Source organism: Limimonas halophila, assembly GCF_900100655.1.
In the GTDB taxonomy this organism is placed as follows: domain Bacteria; phylum Pseudomonadota; class Alphaproteobacteria; order Kiloniellales; family Rhodovibrionaceae; genus Limimonas; species Limimonas halophila.
The window spans coordinates 21,684-44,986 of sequence record NZ_FNCE01000011.1; the positions used below are offsets into that span (position 1 = coordinate 21,684).

The 23,303-nt window shown below is 71.7% G+C and carries 21 protein-coding genes; 6 read left to right on the forward strand and 15 right to left on the reverse strand.

What is annotated here, in order from left to right:
- Positions 1-12: 12 nt before the first annotated feature.
- The 3 genes from BLQ43_RS12225 to nrtS all read right to left on the reverse strand — a co-directional run bounded on the left by BLQ43_RS12225 (position 13) and on the right by nrtS (position 1,320).
- Positions 13-246, reverse strand: coding sequence for a hypothetical protein (locus tag BLQ43_RS12225; RefSeq protein ID WP_090021350.1), 234 nt, complete (start codon positions 244-246; stop codon positions 13-15).
- Positions 247-506: 260 nt separating this feature from the next.
- Entirely contained in the window at positions 507-1,043 is a 537-nt protein-coding gene (locus BLQ43_RS12230; protein ID WP_245659578.1) for a DUF2244 domain-containing protein, read from the reverse strand.
- A gap of 28 nt (positions 1,044-1,071) precedes the next feature.
- A complete protein-coding gene (gene nrtS / locus BLQ43_RS12235; RefSeq protein WP_218119204.1) occupies positions 1,072-1,320 on the reverse strand; it encodes a nitrate/nitrite transporter NrtS in 249 nt (82 codons plus the stop codon).
- Between the two features lie 87 nt (positions 1,321-1,407).
- Between nrtS and nth the strand changes: the two genes are divergently transcribed.
- The 3 genes from nth to BLQ43_RS12250 all read left to right on the forward strand — a co-directional run bounded on the left by nth (position 1,408) and on the right by BLQ43_RS12250 (position 3,986).
- Positions 1,408-2,058, forward strand: a complete 651-nt coding sequence (gene nth / locus BLQ43_RS12240; protein WP_090021353.1) for an endonuclease III — start codon at positions 1,408-1,410, stop codon at positions 2,056-2,058.
- A 73-nt stretch (positions 2,059-2,131) separates the two neighbouring features.
- Positions 2,132-3,103: a magnesium transporter CorA family protein gene (locus tag BLQ43_RS12245; RefSeq protein WP_090021356.1), complete on the forward strand. Its 972-nt coding sequence runs from the start codon at positions 2,132-2,134 to the stop codon at positions 3,101-3,103.
- 382 nt (positions 3,104-3,485) lie between these two features.
- Positions 3,486-3,986: a MarR family winged helix-turn-helix transcriptional regulator gene (locus BLQ43_RS12250; RefSeq protein WP_090021358.1), complete on the forward strand. Its 501-nt coding sequence runs from the start codon at positions 3,486-3,488 to the stop codon at positions 3,984-3,986.
- A gap of 31 nt (positions 3,987-4,017) precedes the next feature.
- Here BLQ43_RS12250 and BLQ43_RS12255 read toward each other — a convergent pair whose 3' ends face one another.
- From BLQ43_RS12255 to BLQ43_RS12265, 3 genes are read right to left on the reverse strand one after another with little or no spacing between them, the layout of a single operon-like run.
- Positions 4,018-4,845, reverse strand: coding sequence for an ABC transporter substrate-binding protein (locus tag BLQ43_RS12255; RefSeq protein ID WP_090021361.1), 828 nt, complete (start codon positions 4,843-4,845; stop codon positions 4,018-4,020).
- Between the two features lie 32 nt (positions 4,846-4,877).
- Positions 4,878-5,624 carry an ABC transporter ATP-binding protein gene (locus tag BLQ43_RS12260; protein WP_090021364.1) on the reverse strand — a complete coding sequence of 249 codons (747 nt, stop codon included), beginning with the start codon at positions 5,622-5,624 and terminating at the stop codon, positions 4,878-4,880.
- Between the two features lie 10 nt (positions 5,625-5,634).
- Positions 5,635-6,339, reverse strand: coding sequence for an ABC transporter permease (locus BLQ43_RS12265; protein WP_090021366.1), 705 nt, complete (start codon positions 6,337-6,339; stop codon positions 5,635-5,637).
- Positions 6,340-6,629: 290 nt separating this feature from the next.
- On the opposite strand from BLQ43_RS12265, the gene BLQ43_RS12270 reads away from it, so the two are divergent.
- On the forward strand, positions 6,630-8,201 hold the full coding sequence (locus tag BLQ43_RS12270; RefSeq protein ID WP_090021369.1) for a PAS domain-containing sensor histidine kinase: 1,572 nt from the start codon (positions 6,630-6,632) through the stop codon (positions 8,199-8,201).
- Between the two features lie 113 nt (positions 8,202-8,314).
- On the opposite strand, the gene trxA is transcribed toward BLQ43_RS12270, so the two are convergent.
- From trxA to tsaE, 6 genes are all read right to left on the reverse strand, one after another.
- The gene (gene trxA, locus BLQ43_RS12275; RefSeq protein ID WP_218119206.1) at positions 8,315-8,635 is read right to left on the reverse strand and encodes a thioredoxin TrxA; all 321 of its coding nucleotides are present in this window, start codon (positions 8,633-8,635) and stop codon (positions 8,315-8,317) included.
- A 115-nt stretch (positions 8,636-8,750) separates the two neighbouring features.
- Positions 8,751-12,221 (reverse strand): double-strand break repair helicase AddA, encoded by a 3,471-nt coding sequence (gene addA, locus BLQ43_RS12280; protein ID WP_090021372.1) that lies wholly within the window; start codon positions 12,219-12,221, stop codon positions 8,751-8,753.
- A gap of 228 nt (positions 12,222-12,449) precedes the next feature.
- Entirely contained in the window at positions 12,450-15,464 is a 3,015-nt protein-coding gene (gene addB, locus BLQ43_RS12285) for a double-strand break repair protein AddB (RefSeq protein WP_090021374.1), read from the reverse strand.
- A 4-nt stretch (positions 15,465-15,468) separates the two neighbouring features.
- Complete coding sequence (locus tag BLQ43_RS12290) at positions 15,469-16,191, reverse strand: nucleotidyltransferase family protein (protein WP_090021378.1); 723 nt, start codon at positions 16,189-16,191, stop codon at positions 15,469-15,471.
- Positions 16,188-17,183: an aminoglycoside phosphotransferase family protein gene (locus tag BLQ43_RS12295; RefSeq protein WP_090021381.1), complete on the reverse strand. Its 996-nt coding sequence runs from the start codon at positions 17,181-17,183 to the stop codon at positions 16,188-16,190. Before BLQ43_RS12295 ends, BLQ43_RS12290 begins: the two co-directional genes overlap by 4 nt.
- Positions 17,176-17,745, reverse strand: a complete 570-nt coding sequence (tsaE, locus tag BLQ43_RS12300; RefSeq protein ID WP_090021383.1) for a tRNA (adenosine(37)-N6)-threonylcarbamoyltransferase complex ATPase subunit type 1 TsaE — start codon at positions 17,743-17,745, stop codon at positions 17,176-17,178. Before tsaE ends, BLQ43_RS12295 begins: the two co-directional genes overlap by 8 nt.
- Positions 17,746-17,786: 41 nt before the next feature.
- Between tsaE and BLQ43_RS12305 the strand changes: the two genes are divergently transcribed.
- Positions 17,787-18,854, forward strand: a complete 1,068-nt coding sequence (locus tag BLQ43_RS12305) for an NAD(P)/FAD-dependent oxidoreductase (protein ID WP_090021385.1) — start codon at positions 17,787-17,789, stop codon at positions 18,852-18,854.
- Between the two features lie 404 nt (positions 18,855-19,258).
- Here the strand turns inward: BLQ43_RS12305 and BLQ43_RS12310 are convergent, their stop codons facing one another.
- Entirely contained in the window at positions 19,259-20,047 is a 789-nt protein-coding gene (locus tag BLQ43_RS12310) for a substrate-binding periplasmic protein (protein WP_176758667.1), read from the reverse strand.
- 346 nt (positions 20,048-20,393) lie between these two features.
- Here BLQ43_RS12310 and BLQ43_RS12315 point away from each other — a divergent pair, with 346 nt between their 5' ends.
- On the forward strand, positions 20,394-21,104 hold the full coding sequence (locus tag BLQ43_RS12315; RefSeq protein ID WP_143006278.1) for a hypothetical protein: 711 nt from the start codon (positions 20,394-20,396) through the stop codon (positions 21,102-21,104).
- Positions 21,105-21,137: 33 nt separating this feature from the next.
- On the opposite strand, the gene BLQ43_RS12320 is transcribed toward BLQ43_RS12315, so the two are convergent.
- Both BLQ43_RS12320 and folE read right to left on the reverse strand, forming a co-directional pair.
- Complete coding sequence (locus tag BLQ43_RS12320) at positions 21,138-22,583, reverse strand: TrkH family potassium uptake protein (RefSeq protein WP_090021393.1); 1,446 nt, start codon at positions 22,581-22,583, stop codon at positions 21,138-21,140.
- A gap of 30 nt (positions 22,584-22,613) precedes the next feature.
- Positions 22,614-23,276: a GTP cyclohydrolase I FolE gene (folE, locus tag BLQ43_RS12325; protein WP_218119207.1), complete on the reverse strand. Its 663-nt coding sequence runs from the start codon at positions 23,274-23,276 to the stop codon at positions 22,614-22,616.
- Between the last annotated feature and the right edge of the window lie 27 nt (positions 23,277-23,303).

A 23,303-nucleotide genomic window follows, 5' to 3' on the forward strand; every position in this document is an offset into this window, starting at 1 on the left:
CCGGCGCTGGCGTTACTCCACGTCGTCGTCGGGGCGGGCGGAGTCGATGATCTCGCACAGGCGGTTCACGCGCGGGCTCTTGTGGCGGTGAATGCCGGGCGTGTCGTTGGTGAGAACCCATTGGCTGGCTTCCACCAGCTCCGCGACCGTCGCCTTGGTGGCGATGATCTCGGCGATCTGGGTGTCGTCCAGCTTGCCGACGATCTGCTCCACGTCGCTGCGGGTCACGGGGCGGTTGCGCGTCATGGGTCCTCCTGGGCTGATGCGCATTCGCGCTCGCGGGCGGCGAATGCGGCGCATGTCAGGGCGCGGGGTGTTCCGCGAGATGTAAGCCCCCGCGCCGCCGGACGCAAACCGTCGGGCGCGCCGTTAGAGCAGATCGCCGTAACGCGGAATCACTCACGTGATTCCGCTTGCTCGTGCGTGAATCTGCTCGCACAGGAAAAACAGGAATCTAGCGTGAGGTTTCCGACCTTCTTGGCAAACACGATTTCACGCACGATGCTCTAGCCGACCATCGGCTCCGGCTGGCGCGCGCGGTCCAGCGCGCCGCGCAGGGCGCGGGCGAAGTCGGCGCGCTCGTGGGCGGTGAGGAAGGTGCCGATGGTCAGGCTGCGGCCGTGCGAACGCAGCGTAAGCTGGCTGTCGTGGCGCGGCGGGTCGTCCATCCACACCTGCAGCCACGCGGGCTGAAACCGCCAGTGCTGGGCGTCGCCGCGCGGGCTCACGCGCGCCACCGTCAGGTCGTCGCGCGTGACGGTCACCGTCTCGTACATGCGCGCGGCGCGGAAGTTGGCCTTGAAGGCGGCGTAGACGAGCAGGACCTCCAGCCCGCACAGCCCCAGCACGGGCCACGCGCCGGCCAGGAAGAAGGCCGTGCCGACGCCGAAGCTCAGCGCCGCGAAGACGCCCATGACCAGCGCGAAGCCCCGGCGCGAGAGCGAGCGGTGCGGCGTCAGGATGGCGTCGAACACCACGCCGTCGCCGTGATGGGCGTGCGTTTCGATGCCCTCGTGGGCCGGTGTAGCCATGGTCTGCGACATGGTCTCGCCCCGCCGCCCGGCAAGCCGGTTACGAACCCGCCGCGTCGCGGCAGGCGTTCAGCGCCGCGCTCACGGTGGACACCGCGTAGGGCACGGCGAAGGTCAGCGCCACCTTGATCCAATTCAAATCGGCGCCGCCCGTCAACGCGCCCCACTGGTTGATGGCCGTGAGGATGGGGCCGACGACCAGCGCCGTTACCGTGGCCACGCGCACCGTGCCCGGCGCCACGGCCATCCGCCACCAGCAGGGCCGTTCGGACTTCGTTTGCACGCTCATCGCCGCGAACGGTTGCATAGCCCGCCGCGCCACGCAATGCGGCTCGCCGATTGGCGAAGCGGCGGCGCCACCCTACACTCCGCGGCCATGTCTGCCAGCGAGCTTACCCCCGACGAGATCGAGCGCTTCTTCGCGCGCTTGGCCGAGGTCATCCCCGCGCCGGACAGCGAGCTGACGTACTTTGATCCCTTCACGCTGCTGATCGCGGTCGTGCTCTCCGCGCAGTCCACGGACGTGGGCGTGAACAAGGCCACGGCCACGCTCTTCCGCGAGGCGGCGACGCCCGAGGCCATGCTCGAGCTGGGCGAGGAGGGCATCAAGGCGCACATCCGCAACCTGGGCCTCTACAACAACAAGGCCCGCAACGTCGTGGCGCTGTGCCGCAAGCTGGTGGACGAGCACGGCGGCGAGGTCCCGCGCGAGCGCGCCGCGCTGGAGAAGCTGCCGGGCGTGGGGCGCAAGACCGCCAACGTCATCCGCAACACCGCCTTCGGCGAGCCCGAGATCGCCGTGGACACGCACATCTACCGCGTGTGCAACCGCACCGGCCTGGCGCCGGGCAAGACGGTGCGCGCGGTGGAGGATGCGCTTCAGGCCGTGGTGCCGGCGCGCTTCAAGAAGGACGCGCACCACCTCCTGATCCTGCACGGCCGCTACACCTGCACGGCGCGCAAGCCCAGGTGCGGGCAGTGCGTCGTGCGCGACGTCTGCCGCTACGACGCCAAAACGGCGGGTTGAGCGGCGTCACCGGATCGCGGTGCGCCGCCGCATCTGGTATCCCTCGCGCCGCACACGGGCAGGGGGATGTTTCATGCTGCGCGCCTTCAGCGTCCATGAGGGACGGCTACACGTGGAGGAGGTCGACGCCGCGGCGGTCGAGGCGCTACCGCCCGAGGCGGTGTGGATCGACCTCTACCAGCCCACCGGGCCGGAGGAGCGGCTGGTGGAGCGCGCGCTGGCGATCGACATCCCGACCCGGGCCGAGCGCGAGGAGATCGAGTCCTCCTCCCGCCTCTACACGGACAGCGGCACCTCCTTCCTGACGGGCACGATCGTGCGCAGCGCCGCCGCGCCGCCGGAAAGCGCCACGGTGACCTTCGTGCTCACGGCCTCGCGCCTGATCACCGTGCGCCACGCCGACCTCCAGGCCTTCACCGCGTTCGAGCGCGACATCCGCCGCCAGCCGCAGATGTGCACCGCCGCGCCGAGCGCCTTCGCGGCGCTGCTGGACAGCATCATCGAGCGCATCGCCGACGTGCTGGAGCGCTTGCGCAGCGATCTGGACCGCCTGTCGCAGGAGGTGTTCGCCGAGCGCACCAAGGCCAGCGACCACGATTACCGGGCGCTGTTGGGGCGCATCGGGCGGCTGGGCGATCTCGTCTCCAAGGCGCGGGAAAGCCTGCTGTCGCTCTCGCGCGTGACCGCCTTCGCGCGCCAGCTCGACCTCTTCGACGGCAACCGCGCGGCGGCGAGCCGGCTGATGACGGTCGCCCAGGACATCGCCTCGCTGACCGACCACGCCGCCTTCCTCAACAGCAAGGTCACCTTTCTGCTGGACGCCACGCTGGGCATGATCAGCATCCAGCAGAACGCCATCATCAAGATCTTCTCGGTGGTGGCCGTGATCTTCCTGCCGCCCACGCTGATCGCCAGCATTTACGGCATGAACTTCGAGGTGATGCCCGAGCTGAGCTGGAGCTTCGGCTATCCGCTGGCGCTTGTGTTGATGCTGATTTCCGCCGTGCTGCCCTACGTCCTCTTCAAGGCGCGGGGCTGGCTGTAAGGCGGTTGTGCACGCTAGAATTCGCATGCATGCAGTATGCATAAGTGTACAACGGGGCTATGCCGGACGTCCGCCGGGATTGTAGGATTCCATCCCACGTTGGCCGGAGTTGACCGGGTACAGCATCGGCCGTCTTTTCGAAAACGGGCGCGGATGCCCGTTACCACCGGACGAGCGGGCTTTCGGCCCGCGACTCCTGTCGTTCCGGTGGTCCATGTAGCTGGGCGCGAACTTGCGTCCGATGCTGTCGTTCGAACTCTTTTCGGCCGGTTCGGGGCGATCCCGGCGGGCGCGACAGCGGACATCCCGGCCAGGGAAATGTGGCCCGCCGCATCATTGGCGTTCCCTGGAATCGACGCCTGACACATGATATGCATGCCGCATGCAAAAGAAACTGATCGCCAACAAGCTCGGGGCGTTGACGACCCTGCTGGACGACCGCGGCCGGCAGGCTTCGGGCGAGGTGTCGGACAGCGGCGCGGCGGCGCTGCTCACCCTGGCCCAGCGCGGCCCGCACACCACCACGCAGCTCGCGGCCGCCATCGGGCTGTCGCAGCCGGCGTGTCAGCGGCTGGTGGACAAGCTGGTGACGGCGGGGCTGGTGGCGCGGCGCTCACGCACGGGGCGCGCGGTGCCGCTCAAGATCACCAAGGCGGGCAAGCGCACGGCCGCCGACCTTCAGGAGCGCCGGCTGACGACGCTGCGCGATGCCGTCAACGTGTTGAACAAGACGGAAAAGCAGCAGCTCGACACCCTGCTGGACGCGATGCTGGCGCGGCTGGCGCAGGACGGCGACATCGCCTGCCGCTTCTGTGACCGCGAGCGCTGCCACGGCTCGGCCTGCCCAGTCGAGCGCGGCGACCAGCGGGCAGCAGCGGAATGACGCCGTCACCGGCCTCGCTGCGTGGCCGCAATCAGCGGGCGTTGGGCGTGAACGCCTGCTGGCCGTCGATCGTGTAGCTGGCGATGGCGCGCTGGCCCGGCGCGGACACGAGCCAGTCCACGAAGGCCTGGGCCTTCTGCACCTTCACGTGGTCGTGCTTGTCGGGGTTCACGACCATCACGCCGTACTGGTTCTGCTGGCGCGTGTCGCCCTTCACGTGGATCGTGTAGTCGCCTTTGTTCTCGAAGTTCAGCCAGGTGCCGCTGTCGGTGAGCGTGTAGGCGCCCATCTGCACGGCCGTGTTCAACGTCTCGCCCATGCCGGCGCCGGTCTCGCGGTACCAGCTCCCGGCGGACTCGACGTCGATGTCCGTGGCGTCCCACAGCGCCAGCTCGGCCCGGTGGGTGCCGCTGTCGTCGCCGCGCGAGGCGAAGGCGGCCCCGGACTCCGCGATCTTCGACAGCGCCTTGGCGGCGTTGGACATGCCGTTGACGCCGGCCGGATCGGCCTTCGGGCCGACGATGACGAACTGGTTGTACATCAGCCCGAAGCGGCGAACGCCGTAGCCGTCGGCGACGAATTTCAGCTCGCCCGGCGTATGATGGACGAGCAGCACGTCGCCGTCGCCGTTGCGGGCGTTCTCGATGGCCTGGCCCGTGCCGACGGCGACGACGCGCACGTCGATGCCGGTCATGGACTCGAACCTGGGCAGGATGTGGTCGAACAGCCCCGACGCCTCGGTGGAGGTGGTGGACTGCACGATGATGTGGCCGCGGTCCTCGCCCGCTTGGGCCGGGCTCTGGACCGCCAGTGCCAGCACGGCCAATGCCGCCGCGGCGAAACGTGTCAGGTGGCGCATGGGTGCACCTTTTTCGGTTTTGGGGTGGATGGTCACAACAGCAGCCGCCCCTCGGCGAAGGCGCGGGCGTCGTCCGTCCGCGGGGCGGTGAAGAAGGTCTCGGCCGGGGTGTGCTCCACCAGCCGGCCGCGGTGCATGAACAGCACGTCCTCGCCCAGGCGGCGCGCCTGGGCCATGTCGTGCGTGGTCATGACGATCTTGGCGCCGCTGGCGTGGATCTCGGCGATCAGGGCCTCAACGGCGTGCGCGCCCGCCGGGTCGAGGTTGGCGGTGGGCTCGTCCAGCAGCATGACGGCGGGGCGTGTCGCCCAGGCGCGCGCGATGGCGAGGCGCTGCTGCTCGCCCCCGGACAGCGCGGGGGCGGGTCGGCGGGCGAGGTGGGCCAGCCCGGCGCGGTCGAGTTCTTCGGCCACGCGGCGGCGGCGCTCGCGGCGCGGCACGCCGTGGACGCGCAGCGCATAGGCGACGTTGGCGGCGGCGGAGCGGCGCAGCATCACGGGGCGCTGGAACACCATGGCCTGACGCATGCGCACCGCGCGGGCGGGCGGCTGGCCGGCCCAGCGCACCGCGCCCGCGTCGGGTTCGATCAGGCCGTGCAGCACCCGCAGCGTGACGCTCTTGCCCGCGCCGTTGGGGCCAATGAGGACGCTGCGCGTGGCCTGCGCCAGGTGCATGTCCAGGCCGTCCAGCACGGGCGTGTCGCCCCGGCGCAGGCGCACGCCCCGCACGTCCAGGGGCAGCAGCGGGTTGTCGCTTTCGGGGGCGGTGTCGCGCGGCATGGTCCGGCCCTCACCCCTGGCCGCGCGCGCTCAGCGCGCGCAGGCCCATGGCGGCGGCGTTCACCAGCACGGCGAGCGTCACCAGGATCACGCCCAGGCCGAGCGCGAGTTCCAGGTCGCCGCGCGCGGTTTCCAGCGCGATCGCGGTGGTCATCACGCGCGTGACGCCGTCGATGTTGCCGCCGACGATGAAGACTGCCCCCACCTCGGCGATGGCGCGGCCGAAGCCCGCCAGCAGCGCCACCACGATGGCGTGGCGCGACTCCCACAGCAGCGTGTGGATCATCGCGGGCCGGCGCAGCCCGAAGGAGGCGAGCTGCTCGCGGTAGACGGCGTCGGTTTCGGCGACGGCCTGGCGCGTCAGCGCGGCGACGATGGGTGTGACCAGCACCGCCTGCGCGACGATCATGGCGCGCGGCGTGAACAGCAGGCCCAGCTCGCCCAGCGGTCCGGCGCGCGAGAGCAGCAGGTAGATCACCAGCCCGGCGACGACCGGCGGCAGCCCCATCAGGGCGTTGAGCAGCACCAGCGCCGGCGTGCGCCCGGGAAAGCGGTAGATCGCCAGCAACGCCCCGAGGGGCAGCCCGATGACCGCCGCCACCAGCACGGCCTGGGTGCTCACGCGCAGGGACAGCAGCACGATCTGCACGAGGTCTGGGTCGAGCGCGGCAATCAACTCGAACGCGGTGGCGAAGGCGGCGCCGAAGTCGTTCATGGCCGGGTCCGCTGGTGGTGTGGGCGCGCGGGTGTGTGCGTCATATGCCCGCGATGACCAAGAACCCTGTTTTGTTCATCTATGTTCAACTTGACGCAGACAGTCGCGGTGGGACTTTGCGCCCTTGGCCGACTGGCTGTCCGCGATTGGCGCGGCGGACGCCATCCCGAGACGCGCGCATCCCACGCGAAATTTCCAACCGTTCTAATTTTCAGGTTGAAAGTATTCCCACTTTGGGCGTACGGTATTTCAGGAATGTGAACGACAGATGGCCACGGTGACCCCTACGCATGCAGCCAGACCCCGCCGCCGCCGAGCCATGGCGGCTCCCCGCCGCGCGTAGCCAGGACGCGCTGTTTTTCGCCAACGCGGACTTCACAAATGGCGGGCCCCGGATCACCGCGGTCAACGCCCGCTTCGAGGCCATGACCGGCGACGCCGCCAGCGCCGTCGCGGGCCGCAGCCTGCGCCGGCTGGAGGTGGCGGCGGACGCGCACCAGCGCTCCCAGCTGCGCTCCGGCTTGGAGCGCGGCGAGCCCGTCGGGCCCGTGTGGTTGCGCGAAACGCGCCCGGACGGCTCCCCCTTCACGATGGAGGTGAGCCTTGAGCCCATGCGCGACGAGTCGGGCCAGCTCACCGGCTTCGTCGGGGTGGCGCGCGATGCTGCGGAACACAGCGACAGCGAGGAAATGATCCGGCAGGTCGTGGAGTATGCCCCCGCCGGCATGCTCATGGTGGACGCGGACGGCACCATCGGCCTCGTCAACGAAGAGGCCGTGCGCATCTTCGGCTACCGCCGCGACGAGCTGATGGGCATGTCGGTCGACCGGCTCGTGCCGAAGGAAAGCCGCGAGGGGCATGCCCGTCAGCGCGAGGGCTACGCCGCGGCGCCGTCGGCACGGAGCATGGGCCGGCAGCGCGACCTGGAAGCCGAGCGCCGCGACGGTTCACGCGTGCCGGTGGAAATCGGCCTGGTGCCGCTGGAGCTGCACAGCGGCTCGCACGTCGTCGCCTCGGTCGTGGACATCACCGAGCGCAAGGCCGCCGAAGCCAACGAGGCCTGGCTGCGGCAGGAGCTGGAGCGCCGCAACGCCGAGCTCCAGGCGGCGGTGGAACGCAGCGACGCCCTGGCGGAAGAGGCGGAGGCCGCCAGCCGCGCCAAGACCAGCTTCCTCGCCACCGTCGGCCACGAGCTGCGCACGCCGCTCAACGCCATCCTGGGCTTCACCGACCTGCTGGAGCAGGAGGTGCACGGCCCGCTGGGCGATTCGCGCTACCGCGAGTACATCGACACCCTCGCCGCCACCGGGCGGCAGATGCAGACGCTCGTGGCGCGCCTGCTGGAGTTGACGCGCGCCGTGGCGGGTGAGGCCGAGATCACGCCCACGGACCTCGACGCGGCCCAAGTCCTCACCGACGCCGCCGAACGCGCGGCCTCGCGGGCGGGGGAACGCGCGCCCGCCATCGACGTGGAGCTGCAATCCGGGCGCATGCCGGCCGTGGTGGATCGCCGCTGCCTGCAGCGCATCGCCGACGAGTTGCTCGCCAACGCGGCGCAGCACGGCGATCCCGCAGGCACGGTGCGCGTCGTGGCCGCGCCGCAGACCGGCGGCGGGGTGACCTTCACCGTGGCGGACGACGGGCCGGGCATGTCCGAGGACGTCGCGTCGGAAGCCGTGCAGGCCTTCGTGCAGCCGACCACGGCGTACACCCGCCATCAGGCCGGGCTCGGCATCGGCCTCTCGCTGGCCAAGGCGCTGGCGACCGCCCACGGCGGCGACCTGCGCATCGAGGCGCGGCCGGACGGGGGCACGGCCGTCCACGTCACGCTCCCCAACCCGGACGCGCCGGCCGCGGCGTGATGGGTTTGGCCGCCGCGCCGCGGGGCTGACACAAAAGACGCCGCCACCCAAGGGCGGGCAGCGGCGTCTGTAAGAGCCGGGCAGCGGCGTTCACAGGTCCGCTGCGGACCGGGTCAGGTGAACTGCTCGACCCACTCCTTGAGTTCTTTCTTGGACACCGCGCCGACCTTGGTGCCGGCGACCTCGCCGCCCTTGAACAGCATCAGCGTGGGGATGCCGCGGATGCCGTAGGTCTGCGGCGTGCCCGGGTTGTCGTCGATGTTGACCTTGGCGACCGTCAGGCGGTCGTCGAGCTCGTCGGACAGCTCCTCCAGCACGGGCGCGATCGTCTTGCAGGGGCCGCACCACTCGGCCCAGAAGTCCACGAGCACGGGTTTGCTGGACTTGAGCACGTCCTGGTCGAAGCTTGTGTCGCTGGTGTGTACCATCGCCATCGTGAAAGGGCCCCTCCGTGGCCGCCGAATGATCTGCATCGGAACCTAGGCAGGCCCCGGAAAGGGGTCAAGCTGACCCCCACGGGTGGTCGGGTCACGCGCGCTTGAATTCCGGTCAGGCCGGCTTGATGGGCTCGATGGGCATCAGCGTCGGCCCGTCCGTCCACAGCAGCCAGGTCTCCACGCGCCGCCTCGGATAGACCTGTTCCAGCAGGCGCGCGTAGGTGCCGAGCTGGCGGCGGTAGACCTCGGACACCTCCTCGGGATGCGCGGGCGGGGGGCGGTTGGTCTTGTAGTCGACGATCACCACGGCCGTGTCGGTGACGACCAGCCGGTCCACCTGGCCGGACACCGGCTCGCGCCCGTCCAGCAGGCCCACCACCGGCACCTCGGCGTGGCTGCCGGGGCCGAAGAGGTGCGCGTGCCGCGGCGCGTTGACGACGCCCAGCACCTCGTCGCGCAGCTCGCGCTGCGCGCCCGAGCTCAGCCCATGCGCCGGATCGGCCAGGAAGCGGTCGGCGGCCTCGCCGCGCTGATCCGGCGGCAGGTCCGGCAGCGTCTGCAAGAGGCGGTGGACCAGTCGCCCGCGCTGGAAAGCGTCGGCCTCGCCCGGTTGCAGCGGCGAGCGCACGGGCGGCTCGCGTTCCGACTGCTGCGAGGGGGCGAGCGGTCGCGGCGGGCGCGGCTCGGCGGCCGGCGGCGTGCGCGCCCAGTCCGGCAGCTCGCCCGCGCTCTCGCCCTCGGCGCGGGGCGGTTTGGGGTCCTTGGGCGCGGCGCGCTGCGGCGTGTCCAGGCGCAGGCCCTCCCCGGTCCAGCCGTCGGGGATCGTGGCGGTGAAGTCGAAATCCACCGGCTCGGCGACGTCCGCCAGGCCCTCGGCGACCATGTCGTACCAGGCCGTGCCGCTCGGCGTCTTGTTGGTGCGCCAGCCGGTGACGTAGAGGCGGTCCTCGGCGCGCGTCATGGCGACGTAGAGCAGGCGGCGGTACTCGCGCGCCTGGCTCGCTTCAGCCGCCTCGCGCAGCGCCGTGCTCTGGGCTTCCTCGTAGGCCTTCTTGGGCGGCCACAGGGCGAGGCCGGTCGCCTCGTCCCACAGCAGCTTCTCGCGCTGCTCGGGCGGCTGGGTGGTGTCGGGCAGGATGACGACCGGCGCCTGGAGGCCCTTGGCGCCGTGCACCGTCATGATGCGCACGGCGTTGCCGGCGTGCTCGGCCTCGCGCTTGACCTCCTGCGCGCCCGCTTCCAGCCAGTGCAGGAAGCCTTCCAGCGAGGGGACGTGCTCGCGCTCGTAGGCCAGGGCGAGCTGCATGAACTCGTCGATGGCCTCGTTCGCCTCCGCGCCCAGGCGCGCCAGGATGGCCGCGCGCCCGCCTTCCGCCCCAAGGATGCGGGCGAACAGCTCGTGCGGCGGCACGAAGTCGGCGCGGTCCAGCAGCTCGTTCAGGCGCGTGAAGGCGCGCTCGAAATCCGCACGCTCCCCGGCGCGGTCGCGCAGCGCGTCCCAGAGCGTGCCTTTGCGTCCGTGGCACAGCGCGAAGAGCGCGTCCTCGTCCAGCGCGATCAGCGGCCCCTTGAGCACGCAGGCGAGCGTCAGGTCGTCCTCGGGCAGCAGCAGGAAGCGCCCCAGCGCCACGAGATCGCGCACCGCCAGCTGCTCGGTGAGCACCATGCGGTCCACGCCCGCGACCGGCACCTCGCGCTGCTTCAGCGCGCGCACCAACTCGCCCATGAAGGCGGTGCGCCGGCGCACCAGCACGAGCACGTCGCCCGCCTGCATCTGCCGCCCGCGCGCGGCCAGCCAGCCGTCGGGGTCGCCGCCCACCCAGCCCGCGATGCGGGCGGCGATCAGGCGGGCGAGGCGCGTGGCCGGCGGCGCGTCGGGTTCCGGCTCGTCGGGCGGCTGCCAGGGGTCGTGCTCGTTTTCGCCGGCGGGTGCGACCGTGGGCCAGAGTTCCACGCGCCCGGCGTGGCCCACGCGCACGGGATCGTGGCGCAGCCGTTCGTCGCCCTCGACCACGCCCTCGGCGGCGTCCGGGCGGGCGAACACGGCGTCCACGGCCGAGAGCACGGCGTCCGTGGCGCGAAAGGACACCTGGAGGTTCACGGGCCGCCAGGCTTGCTCGGCGTCCCGCGCGCGCTCGGCGAAGTGGTCGTGCATGCGCGCGAAGGCGGCCGGGTCGGCGCGCTGAAAGGAATAGATGGACTGCTTGGCGTCGCCGACGGCGAAGACGCTGCGCGCCCCCGCCTCGCGCGCGCCCTCGCCGGCGAAGAACTCGGCCGTCAGCGCCTGCACCACGTCCCACTGTTCCGGGCTGGTGTCCTGGGCCTCGTCGATGAGCACGTGGTCCAGCCCGTTGTCCAGCTTGAACAGCACCCAGGCCGCGCGCGTGGGCTGGGACAGCAGGTCGCGCGCGGTGAGCACGAGGTCGTCGTAGTCCATGCGCGCTTGGGCGCGCTTGCGGGCGTGGTAGGCGTCCAGCACCGCCGCGCCCAGGCGCAGCAGCCCCGTGGTGGCGTGGGCCACCGTGGCCGCGTTCATGCGCGCTTCCAGCCGCAGCAGCCGTTCGGCCTCTGCCTCCATCGCCGCTTGCGCGCCGCCCACCTCGCGTGCCGCCTTGGTGAGCAGCGTGCTGCGAACCTCGCCGGCCTGCGTCAGGAAGAGCGCGCGGTGCTCGCCGTAGCGCTCGGCGCGGCGGGCCGCATCGGCGTCCAGCCAAGCGCGCAGGCCGTCGGCCTTGCCGGCCTCCTTGGCGGTGCCCTGCTTCATCGCCTCGACCGCGAGGCGCAGCGCGGCCTCGTCCGGCCCGTCGCCCGCATCGGGCGCGCAGCCGTCGCGGCGCACGCTGTCGGGCGTTTCCTCGGGGTGGACGCCCAGGTGGTCGAAGATGCGGGCGATGACGGTGTCGACGCCGCCCTCGCGACTCAGCAGGCGCACCAGCCGGCTGCGGTGGTTGAGCAGCGAGCCCAGCAACTCGTCGAAGCCGCTTTCGCCCGCGTGCGCGGTCACCGCCGCCAGCGCGTCGGCGAGGCGCGGGTCGCCGCGGCCCGCGTGCAGCAGCACGGATTCCCGCGCGGCCTGGAGGGTTTCGGCGGCCGAGCGCTCGTCCATGACCTGGAAGTGCGGCGGCACCCCGGCTTCCAGCGGGAAGCGCGCCAGCACGGTCTGGCAGAAGGCGTGGATGGTCTGGATCTTCATCCCGCCCGCGGTGTCGAGCACGCGCGCGAACAGCTCGCGCGCCCGGCGCAGGCGGCTGGCGTCGGGCGTCTCGCCGGTCAGCGCGGTGAGCCAGTCGGTCAGCTCGGCGTCGGAGGCGACGGCCCAGGCCGCGAGGCGCTCGGCCAGGCGGTTGCGCATCTCCGCCGCCGCCGCCTTGGTGAAGGTCAGGCAGAGCACGCGCTCCGGCTCGGTGCCCGCCAGCAGCAGGTTGAGTACGCGGTCCGTGAGCACCTTGGTCTTGCCCGTGCCCGCCGAGGCCGTGACCCACGCCGAGGCATCGGGGTCGCTGGCGGCGCGCTGGTGCTCGGCGGCGCGCGCCTCGCGTTCACCGCGCAGGGTGTCGGGGTGGGGGTCGTTCTGTCCCGTCATGTGGCGTGGCCGGTCCTCATGGCCGATCCGGACGCGGGATGTTGCCGCCGCCAGGGCACAGCCTCACCCCGATGACCCTGGCGGGTCATCGACCCGCTCCTGAAGGAGAGGGTTTGCGTTCGGCTCCCGCGCTTCGCGGAAAGCGCCGACCAACCCTTCTCCCGGCGGGAGAAGGGAGGGGCCCAGCCACCCCGCGGGTGGCTGGGAGGGATGAGGCTGTGCACCGCGTCACGCATCCCCCGCCCAGGCCTGGGTGCGCGCGAGGTGGTCGTAGTCGGTGTGGCGCGGGGCCAGCGCGGGGCGCGGGCGGGCGATGTAGGGGCGGGCCGGGTCGTCGTAGGCCTGGACTAGGGCGCGCAGCCCGGCGAGCGCGGTGTCCGCCAGCGCGTCGGGCTCCTTGCCGCCCACCGACTGGACCGCGCCCGGCGGATCGCCGCCCGTGAGCTTCCAGTACACCAGCTCGGCGATGGCGCCGGCCGGCACCTCCCCGAAGCCGCCGGCGCGGGCGATCGCGGCTTCCAGCGGCAGCTGCGGCGAGGCGCCCGCGTGCACCTGCTTGGCCGAGGGCACGGTGCCCGTCTTGTAGTCCAGCAGCGCGATGCGCCCGTCCGGCCAGTGCTCCACGCGGTCGGCGCGCGCGGTCAGCCGGAAGCCGCCCGGCACGTCCAGCTCCAGGCTGCCGCGGTGTTCCGGCCACAGGCGCACGCCGTCCGCGCGGCGCGCGCGCTCCTGCTCGGCCACCCAGCGGGCGATGCGCCGGAAGCGCGGCCACCAGAAGGCGCGCACGCCCGGGCGCACCTGCTCGCGCTCGAAGGCGAGGGCGCCGAGCCGTTCCAGCTCCCCGGCGGGGTCGGCGGGCAGGGCGTCCGGGTAGGCCGCAACGAACTCGGCCAGGGCGCAGTGGATGATCGAGCCGCGCTCGGCCGCCCCCGGGTCCTCGTCCAGCGGGTCGAGCGCCCGCAGGCCCAGGACGTGTTCGGCGTAGAGCGCGTAGGGGTCGCGCAGCCAGGTTTCCACCTGCGTCACCGAGAGCTTGCGCGGGCGCGCATCCACCGGCGGGCAGGGGCGCGGGCGCGGCGTGGGCACGCGCTCGGCGGGCCGGTCCAGCTGCTCGGCCCAGTCCAGCCACGCGCGCTCCCCGGCGCGCAGGCGGGTGACGGCGGTGTCGCCGTCGGGGGCGAGCGCGTCCAAGACGGCGTCCAGACGCAGCAGCCAGCGCGAAGGCACCGTCGGCGTGCCCTCGACGCGCGTGGCGCGGCTCAGCACTACCTCGGGCGCGGAAAAGACCTGGGCGAAGTCGTGCGCCATCAGGCCGATGCGCGCCTCCACGGGCGGCAGGCCGAGCTGCGTGCGCATGGGCCGGCTGAGCCACGGGCCGGGGTCGCTTTCCGCCGGCCAGGTGCCCTCGTTCAGCCCGCCCAGGATCATGCGGTCCATGCGCTGCAAGCGCGCTTCCAGCGGCCCCCAGATCGCCAGGCGCGGGTGGCCGCTGTGGCGCGGGCGCACCACGCGGCCCTGCATCAGCCCGTCGAGCACGCCGGGGTAGCCCTCGCCCGCGATGGGCGGCGCGGCGTCGCCCGCGCGCGTGACCTCGGCGGCGAAGGCCGCGGCCTCCTCCCCGGCGTCGCCTGCCCACAGCCGCGCCGCGCCCGGCTGGCGGTCCGTGCTCGCCAGGGCCTCGGCGAACCGCATGTGGGCGTCGAGCGCGCGGTCCAGCCCCACGGACTCGGCCGAAAGCGCGTCCAGGGCGTCGGCGGCGAGCGCGCGCAGGTGCTCCAGCCAGGGCTTGAGGCGGGCGGCGTGCCGGCTGCCCTCGACCGCCGTCATCAGGGCGTCGAAGCCGGCCTCGGGGCGCGGGCCGCGCAGCACCGCGGTTTCCAGCAGGCGCACGCGGGCCTTGAACGCGCCCGGGTCCATCGCCCCCGCCGCCAGCGGGTGCTTGAGCGCTTCCAGCAGCGGCAGCGGCGCCAGCCCCTCCGCCAGCATGCGCGCGGTCAGGCGCAGGAAGGTGCCGGGCGCGGTGTCCGACAGCGGCGTGCCGCCGGAATCCGCCACCTCGATGCCCCAGCGCTGCAGCTCGCTGGCCACGCGGCGGGCAAGGCCGCGGTCGGGCGTCACCAGCGCGGCCGTCTTGCCGGGCACGGTCAGCGCCTCGCGCAGCATGAGCGCGATGGTCGCGGCCTCCTCGCGCGGGCCGGGGCAGTCCACGCGCGACACGGTCTTCACCCCGAGCTTGAGGCGCTCGCGCTCGGCCTCGCCCGCGTCGGTGAGCGCGCGCCAGCCGGGGGTGGTGCTGGCGGGCTTGAGGGCGAGGTTGACCAGCTCCGCCCGCGCCGGGGGCGTCGGCTCCCCGCCCCGGGCCCGCCACGCGCCCACCGCCTCGCGGTCCACGCCCATGAAGGCGAGCAGCCGCGCCATCTCGTGCTGGGGATGCGTGGGGTCGTCGTGCACGGCCGTCCAGGTTTCGGCGTCGGCCGTGCGGTCCAGGCCCGGCAGGACGACGCAGCCCTGCGGCAGGCGCGCCACGGTGTCCAGCAGCGCCGCCGCGGCCGGCATCGCGCCCGTCGCGCCCGCGGCCACGACCGGCCCCTGCGGCGGTTCGGCGCGCCACGCCTCGGCCTGGGCGTGCAGCAGGCGGCGGCGGCGCTCGGCCGGGCCGCGGCCGCCTTCCTCGCGCGCGATCTCGGGCCACCATTCGGTGACGATCGTGAGGAAGTCGAGCGTCAGGCGCCAGTGCCCGGCGTGTTCCTCGGGGGCGAGGCGCGCGAGCACGTCCCGGTTGAGGGTCAACCCCTCGTTCTCCGCCTGGTCCATCAGGCGGGCGAGTTCGGCGGCGAGGCGCGTGGCGCGCTCGATCGTCGGGGTTTCGGCGTCGGGGCTGGCCTCGCCCCACTGCCGGATCAGGCGGGTCAGCAGCAGGCGCCGGCGCGCTTCCGCCATCTGCTCGGGAATCTGCGCGCTCAGCCCGCCGGCCGCGAGCGCGGCGTCGGCGCCGATCAGCAGTTCCTCGGCGTCCACGTCCCCCAGCGCGATCAGGCGCGGCAGCAGCATCGCCGTGCCGTGGCCCTGCCGCAGAAACGCCTCGTGCAGCGTGCGGCAGGCCTGGCGCGTGGGCAGAATGACCGTCGCCCGCGCCAGGTCGAGCGCATCGCCGCCCGCCTGGGCGAGCAGCCCTTCCGCGAGCGCGTCGGCGAAGGGCGCGCCGGGCGGGATGGTGTAGAGCGCGGGCGCGCCCCCGGCCATGCCGTCAGGCCGCCTCGGGCGCGTGGAAGCCGAGGTCGATCAGCTCGGCTTCCGCCCGCTTCAGGTCGTCCGGCGTGCCGATGTGGAACCACAGCCCGTCGTGCGGCACGCCGTAGACGCGGTCGCTGGCGCGCAGGACGTCGGTGATGGGGAAGGGCTTGGCGGCGAGGCCGTCCAGCAGGCGCGGGTGCAGCAGCTGCACGCCCGCGTAGGCGAAGGGCGCGACCTCGGTTTCGTGGCGCCAGGCCACGTGGCCGACGAAGTCCAGGTGCAGGTCGCCCGCGCCGTGGTAGCCGTAGGCCCGCGCCGTGGGCGCGGTTAGCAGCACGGCGTCGGTGTGGCTGTCCTTCCACGCGTTGGCGAGGCGCGTCAGCGCCGGCGTCACGCCGTCCAGCCACAGCACGTCGCCGTTGACGACGTAAAACGGCTCGTCCCCGAACTGGGCGCGCGCGTTCACCAGCGCGCCGCCGGTGTCCAGCAGCTCGGGCTCGCGCACCACGGTGATCGCGGGGCGCGTCCGGGCGCTGACGTGTTGCTCCAGCAGGTCCGCCAGGTGGTGGGCGTTGACCACCACGCGCTCGATCCCGGCCGCGGCGAGGCGGTCGAGCGTCCAGTCGATCAGCGGTGTGCCCAGCACGGGCAGCAGCGGCTTGGGCGTGTCGGCGGTCAGCGGGCGCATGCGCGTGCCGTGCCCGGCCGCGAGCACCATCGCCGTGGTCGGCTTCATGCGGGCGACTCCTCCGGTTGGCGGCGCGCGCCCGGCGGCACGCGGGCATCCAGCCAGCGCGCCACGGGCGCCAGCGCCGGTGCGGTGAGGCAGCTTTCCAGATGGTGCCACACACGCGGAATGTGGCGAAGGTAGTCGGGCTTGCCGTCCCGGTAGGCCAGGCGGGTGAAGATGCCGATCACCTTGGCGTGGCGCTGGGCCGCCAGGACGGCGTAGGCGGTGCGGAAGGCCGCCGCGTCGGTCTCCGGGAAGGCGTTCAGGTAGCGCGCCAGCATCGCTTGCTCAATGGCGGGGGAGACGTCGCGGCGCGCGTCCTGCAGCAGCGAGGCGAGGTCGTAGGCGCCCGGCCCGGTCACGGCGTCCTGAAAGTCCAGCAGGCCGCACGCCCGCACGCCCGGCCGCTCCAACAGCATCAGGTTGTCGGGGAAGTAGTCGCGCAGCACCAGCGTTCGCGGGCTCAGGTCGGCGTTCGCCAGCGCCTCCCGCCACGCGCCCTCGTAGGCCGCCACGTCCGCGCGCGAGAGCGACACCCCCACCGCCGGGCAGAACCAGTCGGTGAGCAGCCGCGCCTCGTCCAGATAGCGATCGACGCTGTAGCTCGGCACCGCCGCCTCGCCGGGCACGCCGCAGCGGTGCAGCGCGATCAGGGTGTCGGTGGCCAGGCGGTACAGCGGCTCTGCGGGCGTGCCGTCCGCCAGCGCCGCCGCCATCGTGCGCGTGCCAAAGTCCTCCAGCACCAGGAAGCCGTTTTCGGGGTCGGCGTGCTCGATCGCGGGCGCGCTGAAGCCCAGCCCGCGCAGCACCCCGGCGACGTGGACGAAGGGGCGCACATCCTCCGGCGGCGGCGCGTCCATGAGCACGCCCGTGCGCGCGCGGCCCGACAATCGCTCGTAGCGCCGCGCCGAGGCGTCGCCGCCCATGGGCTCGCGCGCCGCGTCGTGCCAGCCCGCATCCGCGAGGAAGGCGGTCAGGGCGTCCGCGCGCTCAGCCATCCCCGGCAACCTCCTTTAGCCGCTCGGACCAGCCGCCGATGTCGATCAGTGTCGCCGTGCGCCCGCCGGCCGGCGCGTCCGCCAGCTCGATGTCCAGGCGCGCGGCGGGCAGCAGGGTGCCGGCCCGCTCGGGCCATTCCACAAGCACGATCCCGTCCGCCAGGGCCTCGTCCCAGCCCAGCTCGATCACCTCGTCGGGCTCGCTCAGGCGGTAGAGGTCGATGTGCCACACGGGCGCCGGCCGGCGCGCGTAGGTCTGGACCAGCGTGAAGGTGGGGCTGGGCACGTCCTCCTCGGCGGGTGCCCCGTCCGGCAGCGGCAGCGCCTGGATCACCGCGCGCGCCAGGGCCGTCTTCCCCGCGCCCAGTTCGCCCCGCAGCGCCACCACGTCGCCCGCCCGCAGGACGCGTGCCAGCCGCCCGCCGAGCGCGGCGGTGGCGGCCTCGTCGGGCAGGTCAACGACGGCGCGCGCGTTGGCGATGACGGGGTCCTCCCACCTTGGCGCGGCACGGTGTAGCGCCGGTGCCCGCGCCGCGGCAAGACGCTTGCGAAGCGCCGCCATGCCGCCTACCTCACGTCGCCGGCATTCGATCGGATGATGTCATGAGTCACGCCGACGCACACGACAGCACCGCGCACGACGGCGCGCTTCACGAAACCGATGTGGTGATCGTGGGCGCGGGGCCGGTCGGGCTGTTTCAGGTGTTTCAGCTCGGCATGCTGCGCATCCGCGCGCACGTCGTCGACGCCCTGCCGGAGATCGGCGGGCAGTGCCAGGCGCTCTACCCGGAAAAGCCCATCTACGACATCCCCGGCTATCCCGAGATCAGCGCCAGCGGGCTGGTGGAACGCCTCGCCACCCAGGCCGCGCCCTTCAAGCCGCGCTACCACCTGGGTCAGCGCGTGGAGACGCTGGAACCCGCCGTCGGCGGCTGGCTCGTCGGCACGGACGCGGGCACGCGCATCCGCTGCACGGCCGTTGTCATCGCCGCCGGCGCGGGCGCGTTCGGCCCCAAGCGCCCGCCGCTGGACGACCTGCCCGTCTACGAGCAGCAGGGGCCGGGCGAAGGCGTGCACTACATGGTCGGCCGGCGCGAGGACTTCCGCGGCCAGCGCCTCGCCATCGCGGGCGGCGGCGATTCCGCGTTGGACTGGACGCTGGCGCTCGCCGACATTGCGGAGAAGATCTACGTCGTCCACCGGCGCGACAAGTTCCGCGCCCACCCCGACAGCGTCGCCCGCATGCGCGCCCTCGCCGAGGCCGAGGACGACCGCGTCGAACTCGTGGTGCCCTATCAGCTCCACGCCCTGCACGGCGATCAGGGCCGGCTGACGGGCGTGAGCGTCACCACCCTCGACGGCGCGGAACGCCGCCTCGACGTCGACGCGCTGCTCCCCTTCTTCGGGCTGTCCAGCAAGCTCGGCCCCATCGCCGAGTGGGGCCTGGACCTGGAGCGCAACCGCGTGCTCGTGGACCCGTCCAATTGCGCCACCAGCGTCGGCGGCATCTACGCCATCGGCGACGTCGCCACCTATCCCGGCAAGCTCAAGCTCATCCTCTGCGGCTTCTCCGAAGCCGCGCTCGCCGCCCACGACATCCACGGCCGCGTCCACCCCGACCAGGCCCTGCACTGGGAATACTCCACCAACACCGGCGTCCAGGGCTTCTAAAAAACTGATTGGCAGTTTTACCCCATCTGTCATTTGACACCGGCGTATCGTCGAGATGAATGGGTCTCTCACGACCAAAGATGATCTTTGAAAACATCTGTCATTCGACATCGGCGTCGCACCGAAATGAATGGGTCTCTCAAGACCAAAACACGAGCGTGTTTTATCGCGCCTGTCACTCGACACCCACGTCGCACGGCGACGAACGGGTTACTCACTGACCAAAAATGATCTTTGGAAGCGTCTGTCATTCGACACTGGCGTAATGCTGAGACGAATGGGTCTCTCATAATGGAAAGCGATTGTTGGAAGCCTGTATCATGCGACACTCGGCGCGTGCAGACGGACTGCATCTCGGCCCACTTGCAGTGCTTCGCGCAGGTGGCCGGAAACGCGGCTTCGCTCTACCGCACGTACTGGTTGCGGATTTCGGCGATCCGGCCTTCGCGCTTGAGGGCGTAGAAGGCGTTGCGGAAGGCGCGGATGGCGGCCGGGTCGGTCTCGGGATTGAAGGCGAAGTAGTTGGCGCCGGACTTGAGCGTCAGCGTGATCGCGTAGGCGTCGCGCAGGCCGTGCTGCTGGAGCGCGTAGGCCCCGGCGTTGGCGGAATAGGCCCATGCGTCGGCGCGCTCGCGCCGAAGCAGTTCGATCGCGCTGGCCTTGCTCCCCGTCGTCACCAACTGGGCGCGCGGCACCCCGCGCCGCTGGAGCACCTGTTGGCCCACGTCGTCGCGCAACACGGCGACCTCGATCCCGCTTCGGATCAGCTCGCGCACGTTGGAGGGCTTGGGCGAGATGCGCTCGCGCACGAACAGCACCAGGCGCGCCGGCGCGAAGGGCGCCACGAAGATAAAATCGTCCTCGCGCTCGGGCACGCGCGCGGTGGAGAAAAGCACGGTGTCGGGCCGGGCCATGGCGCGGCCGTAGCCCTTTGACCACTGCACGAGCCGGAAATCCCCGCGCCGCTGGTTGCTGCCCGCCTTCTTCAGCACCGCCTCGGCGATGTCCACCGCGATGCCTCTGAGTCGGCCGTCTTGGCGGAAATTCAGCGGCGGGAACTGCTCGGTGTAGAAGGTGACCTCGTCCAGCGGGTTCGCCGCCGGCCGCACGGGCCAGGCGAGCAGTGCGCTCACGGCAAGCAGCGCGGCCAGCGGCACGCCGCGCGCGACTCGGATTTTGCGGGCAAGCTGCATGCGACAAGCCTGATACGCCCACCCCTTTCGGATCAACACAAGCCACTGGGCAATTTCCCGGCCGCGACCCCGGGCTTGGCGAGGGCGTCGGCGCCGCGAGCAGAACGGTGGCCCACAACCGGACGGAACGGCGTGCATCGCAACCTCGGCGCCGGTGACGGCGTAACGGGGAGTCGCGAGGCTGTGGAGCGTGCACGGGCCGGGCCGCTGGCGTGATCGCCCGTCGTCCCGTTTAAACAAAACACGAAAATTGTTAAGTTAATTTGAATGTCTTAATCCAATCGATCCCATCCTGTATCAGCTTCCTTCGGGTGGTATCCGGCGAATTGCCATGGAGGAAGGATGGATGTGGGCGGTCGTCCGCATCTTCGGGATTTTAGTTTATTCAATATTGTCAGTTTCGGCGGTGAACGCATTTGAAGTTACCGAGCTTTCCGAGACATCCGGAGCGGTGGCGCACGGCCCGCTGACGGGACGGGTTCAGTTTTCGGCGGGCGACATCGCGAACCCGCGCGTGACGGCCGGCGGCCACTTCGAGGGCTTCGGCTTTCGCATGGGCTACAAGGATGGGCTCGACGAGGTGTTTTCCGCCCGCGCGCCGGGCGCCCACGCAGCTAGCAGCTTTCTGGGGAAGGCCAGCGGCTTTGCGTTGAACGGACAGAACGTCTCGGCGGCGGTGGGGATGCGCGATGGCAACGTGGCCGGCGGCCTCGAACTCGGCACCGAGCGGTTCGCCGCCCGTGCGCTGACCCATGACGGCCGGATCGCGCTGGAGGGCGGCGCCCGGCTTCGGCTTGGCAGCCACACGCGCCTTCAGGCGGGCGTGCGCACACGCCTTGCGTCGGCCGATCCGCGCACGCGCCTGGACCTGAAGCTCCGATCGCGGCGCATCCTCACCGACCGCGACGACCTCACGCTGCAATTCGGTGCCGGCACGGCGCGCGATCCCTCGGCGTCGCTCGCCTACGCCGTGCCGTGGATGGACGGCAATCTCGAAGTTCGCGGGGAGTTCGGCGAGGCCCACGAGCTGAAGCTGAACTGGGAAATCACCTGGTGATGGATCCGGCCGGCGCTGCGCCGCGGTTGGCCGTCACCCCCGCCAGAAGCTCGGCGCGAACAGCACCAGCACGGTGAACAGTTCCAGCCGGCCCAGCAGCATGCCGAAGCACAGCAGCCACTTGGCCGGGTCGGGCAGGGGCGCGAAGTTGCCGTCGGGGCCGATCACCGGGCCCAGACCGGGGCCGACGTTGGAAATCGCCGTCGCTGCGCCGGAGATGGCGGTGATGACGTCCAGCCCCAAGAGGCCCAGCAGCATCGCCAGCACGGCGAAGCTCATCATGTAGACGAAGAAGAAGCCCATCACCGCCTGGGCGACGCGGTCGGGAATGGGCCGGCGGTTGTAGTAGGGGATGAAGACGCCGTTCGGGTGCATCAGCCGGCGCACCTGCACCTGCGCTTCGGCGTAGACGATCTGGAATCGAAAGATCTTGATGCCGCAGGTGGTCGAGCCGGCGCAGCCGCCGATGAACATCAGGATCAGCGCCTGCACCATGATGAAGCTGCCCCACGCGCCGAAATCGGCGGAGGCGTAGCCCGTCCCCGTCATGAGGGAAACGACGTTGAACAGCCCGTGGCGGATCGCGTCGGGCCACGGCAGGTGGCCGTTGTCCCAGATGGAGAGGCACGCCACCGCGGCGGCGGCCAGCAGGATGCCGAGGAACCACTGGATCTGGCGGTCACGCGCCAGGGCCAGGACGTCCCCGCGCACCGCGCGCAGGTACTGCACGAACGGCAGCGACCCCGCGATCATCGCCAGAGCGCCGACGTAGTGGATACCCGGCGCGGTCCACTGCCCGAACGAACTGTCGTAATTGCCGTAGCCGCCGGTGGCGATCGAGGTCATGGCGTGGGCGATGGCGTCGAAGCCGCTCATCCCGAAGGCGCCGTAGCCGAGCGCGATCAGCAGCGTCAGCCCGATGTAGATGCCGGCGATGCCGGCCGCGAGCTGCGCCGCGCGCGGCAGCACCTTGTCGGCGTCGAAGGCTTCCACGCGGAACATCTGCATGCCGCCGACGCGCAGCACGGGCAGCACCGCCAGCGCCACGACGATGATGCCGACGCCGCCCAGCCATTGCAGGCCGGCGCGCCAGATCAGGATGCCCGGGGGCGCGTCGTTCAGCCCCGACATGACGGTGGAGCCCGTGGTGGTCACGCCCGACATCGCCTCGAACACAGCGTCCGTGAAGCCAAGCCCGAGGCGCGAGAACACCAGCGGCAGCGCGCCGAAGAACGCGATCGCGACCCACGCCAGCGCCGTCATCAGGAAGGCCTGGCGGATGTTGAAACCTTCCCAGCCCGTGCGCGTGGTGAGGATCAGCGACACGCCGACGAAGACGGTCACGGCCGCGCTGGCGAGAAAGACCTGCCAGTCCGGGTTGCCGTAGCCCAGGTCCACGGCCGCCGGCACCAGCATGGCGGCGGCCAGCACCGACAACAGGATGCCGATGACGAAGAGGACGGGGCGCAGGTCGATCATCGCGCGGTCCGCCGCCCCGGCCGCCCCGGCTCAGCCCACGTGGTGCGCGGCGCCGCCGGAATTGCTGATGAAGGCGAGCACCTCGCGCCGCGTGGCCTCGTTCTTGCGGAAGGAGCCCAGCATGCGGCTGGTCACCATGGTCACGCCCGGCTTTTGGATGCCGCGCGTGGTCATGCACTGGTGCTCGGCCTCGACGACCACGGCGACGCCGCGCGGCTCCAGCACCTCGTTGATGCAGTTGGCGATCTGGGCGGTCAGCTTTTCCTGAATCTGCATGCGCTTGGCGTAGATCTCCACCACCCGGGCGAGCTTGGAGATGCCGACGACGCGCTTGCTCGGCATGTAGGCGACGTGCGCCCGGCCGATGATGGGCGCGAGGTGGTGCTCGCAGTGGGATTCCACGCGCACGTCGCGCAGCACGACCATCTCGTCGTAGCCCTCGACCTCCTCGAAGGTGCGCTGGAGGATCTCCACCGGGTTCTCGAAGTAGCCGGAGAACCAGTCCTCGTAGGCGCGCGCGACGCGCTTGGGGGTGTCCAGCAGCCCCTCGCGGTCCGGGTCGTCCCCGGCCCACTTCAGCAGCGTGCGCACCGCCTGCTCGGCTTCATCGCGCGTGGGGCGGGCCGTGTCCGCGGCTTCGGTGAGCTGATCGCCGCCGGTCGCGGCCGGATGCGTGGCCTGGCTGTCGTTCACGTTGTGCGTCCTCGGCTCGTGAATGGG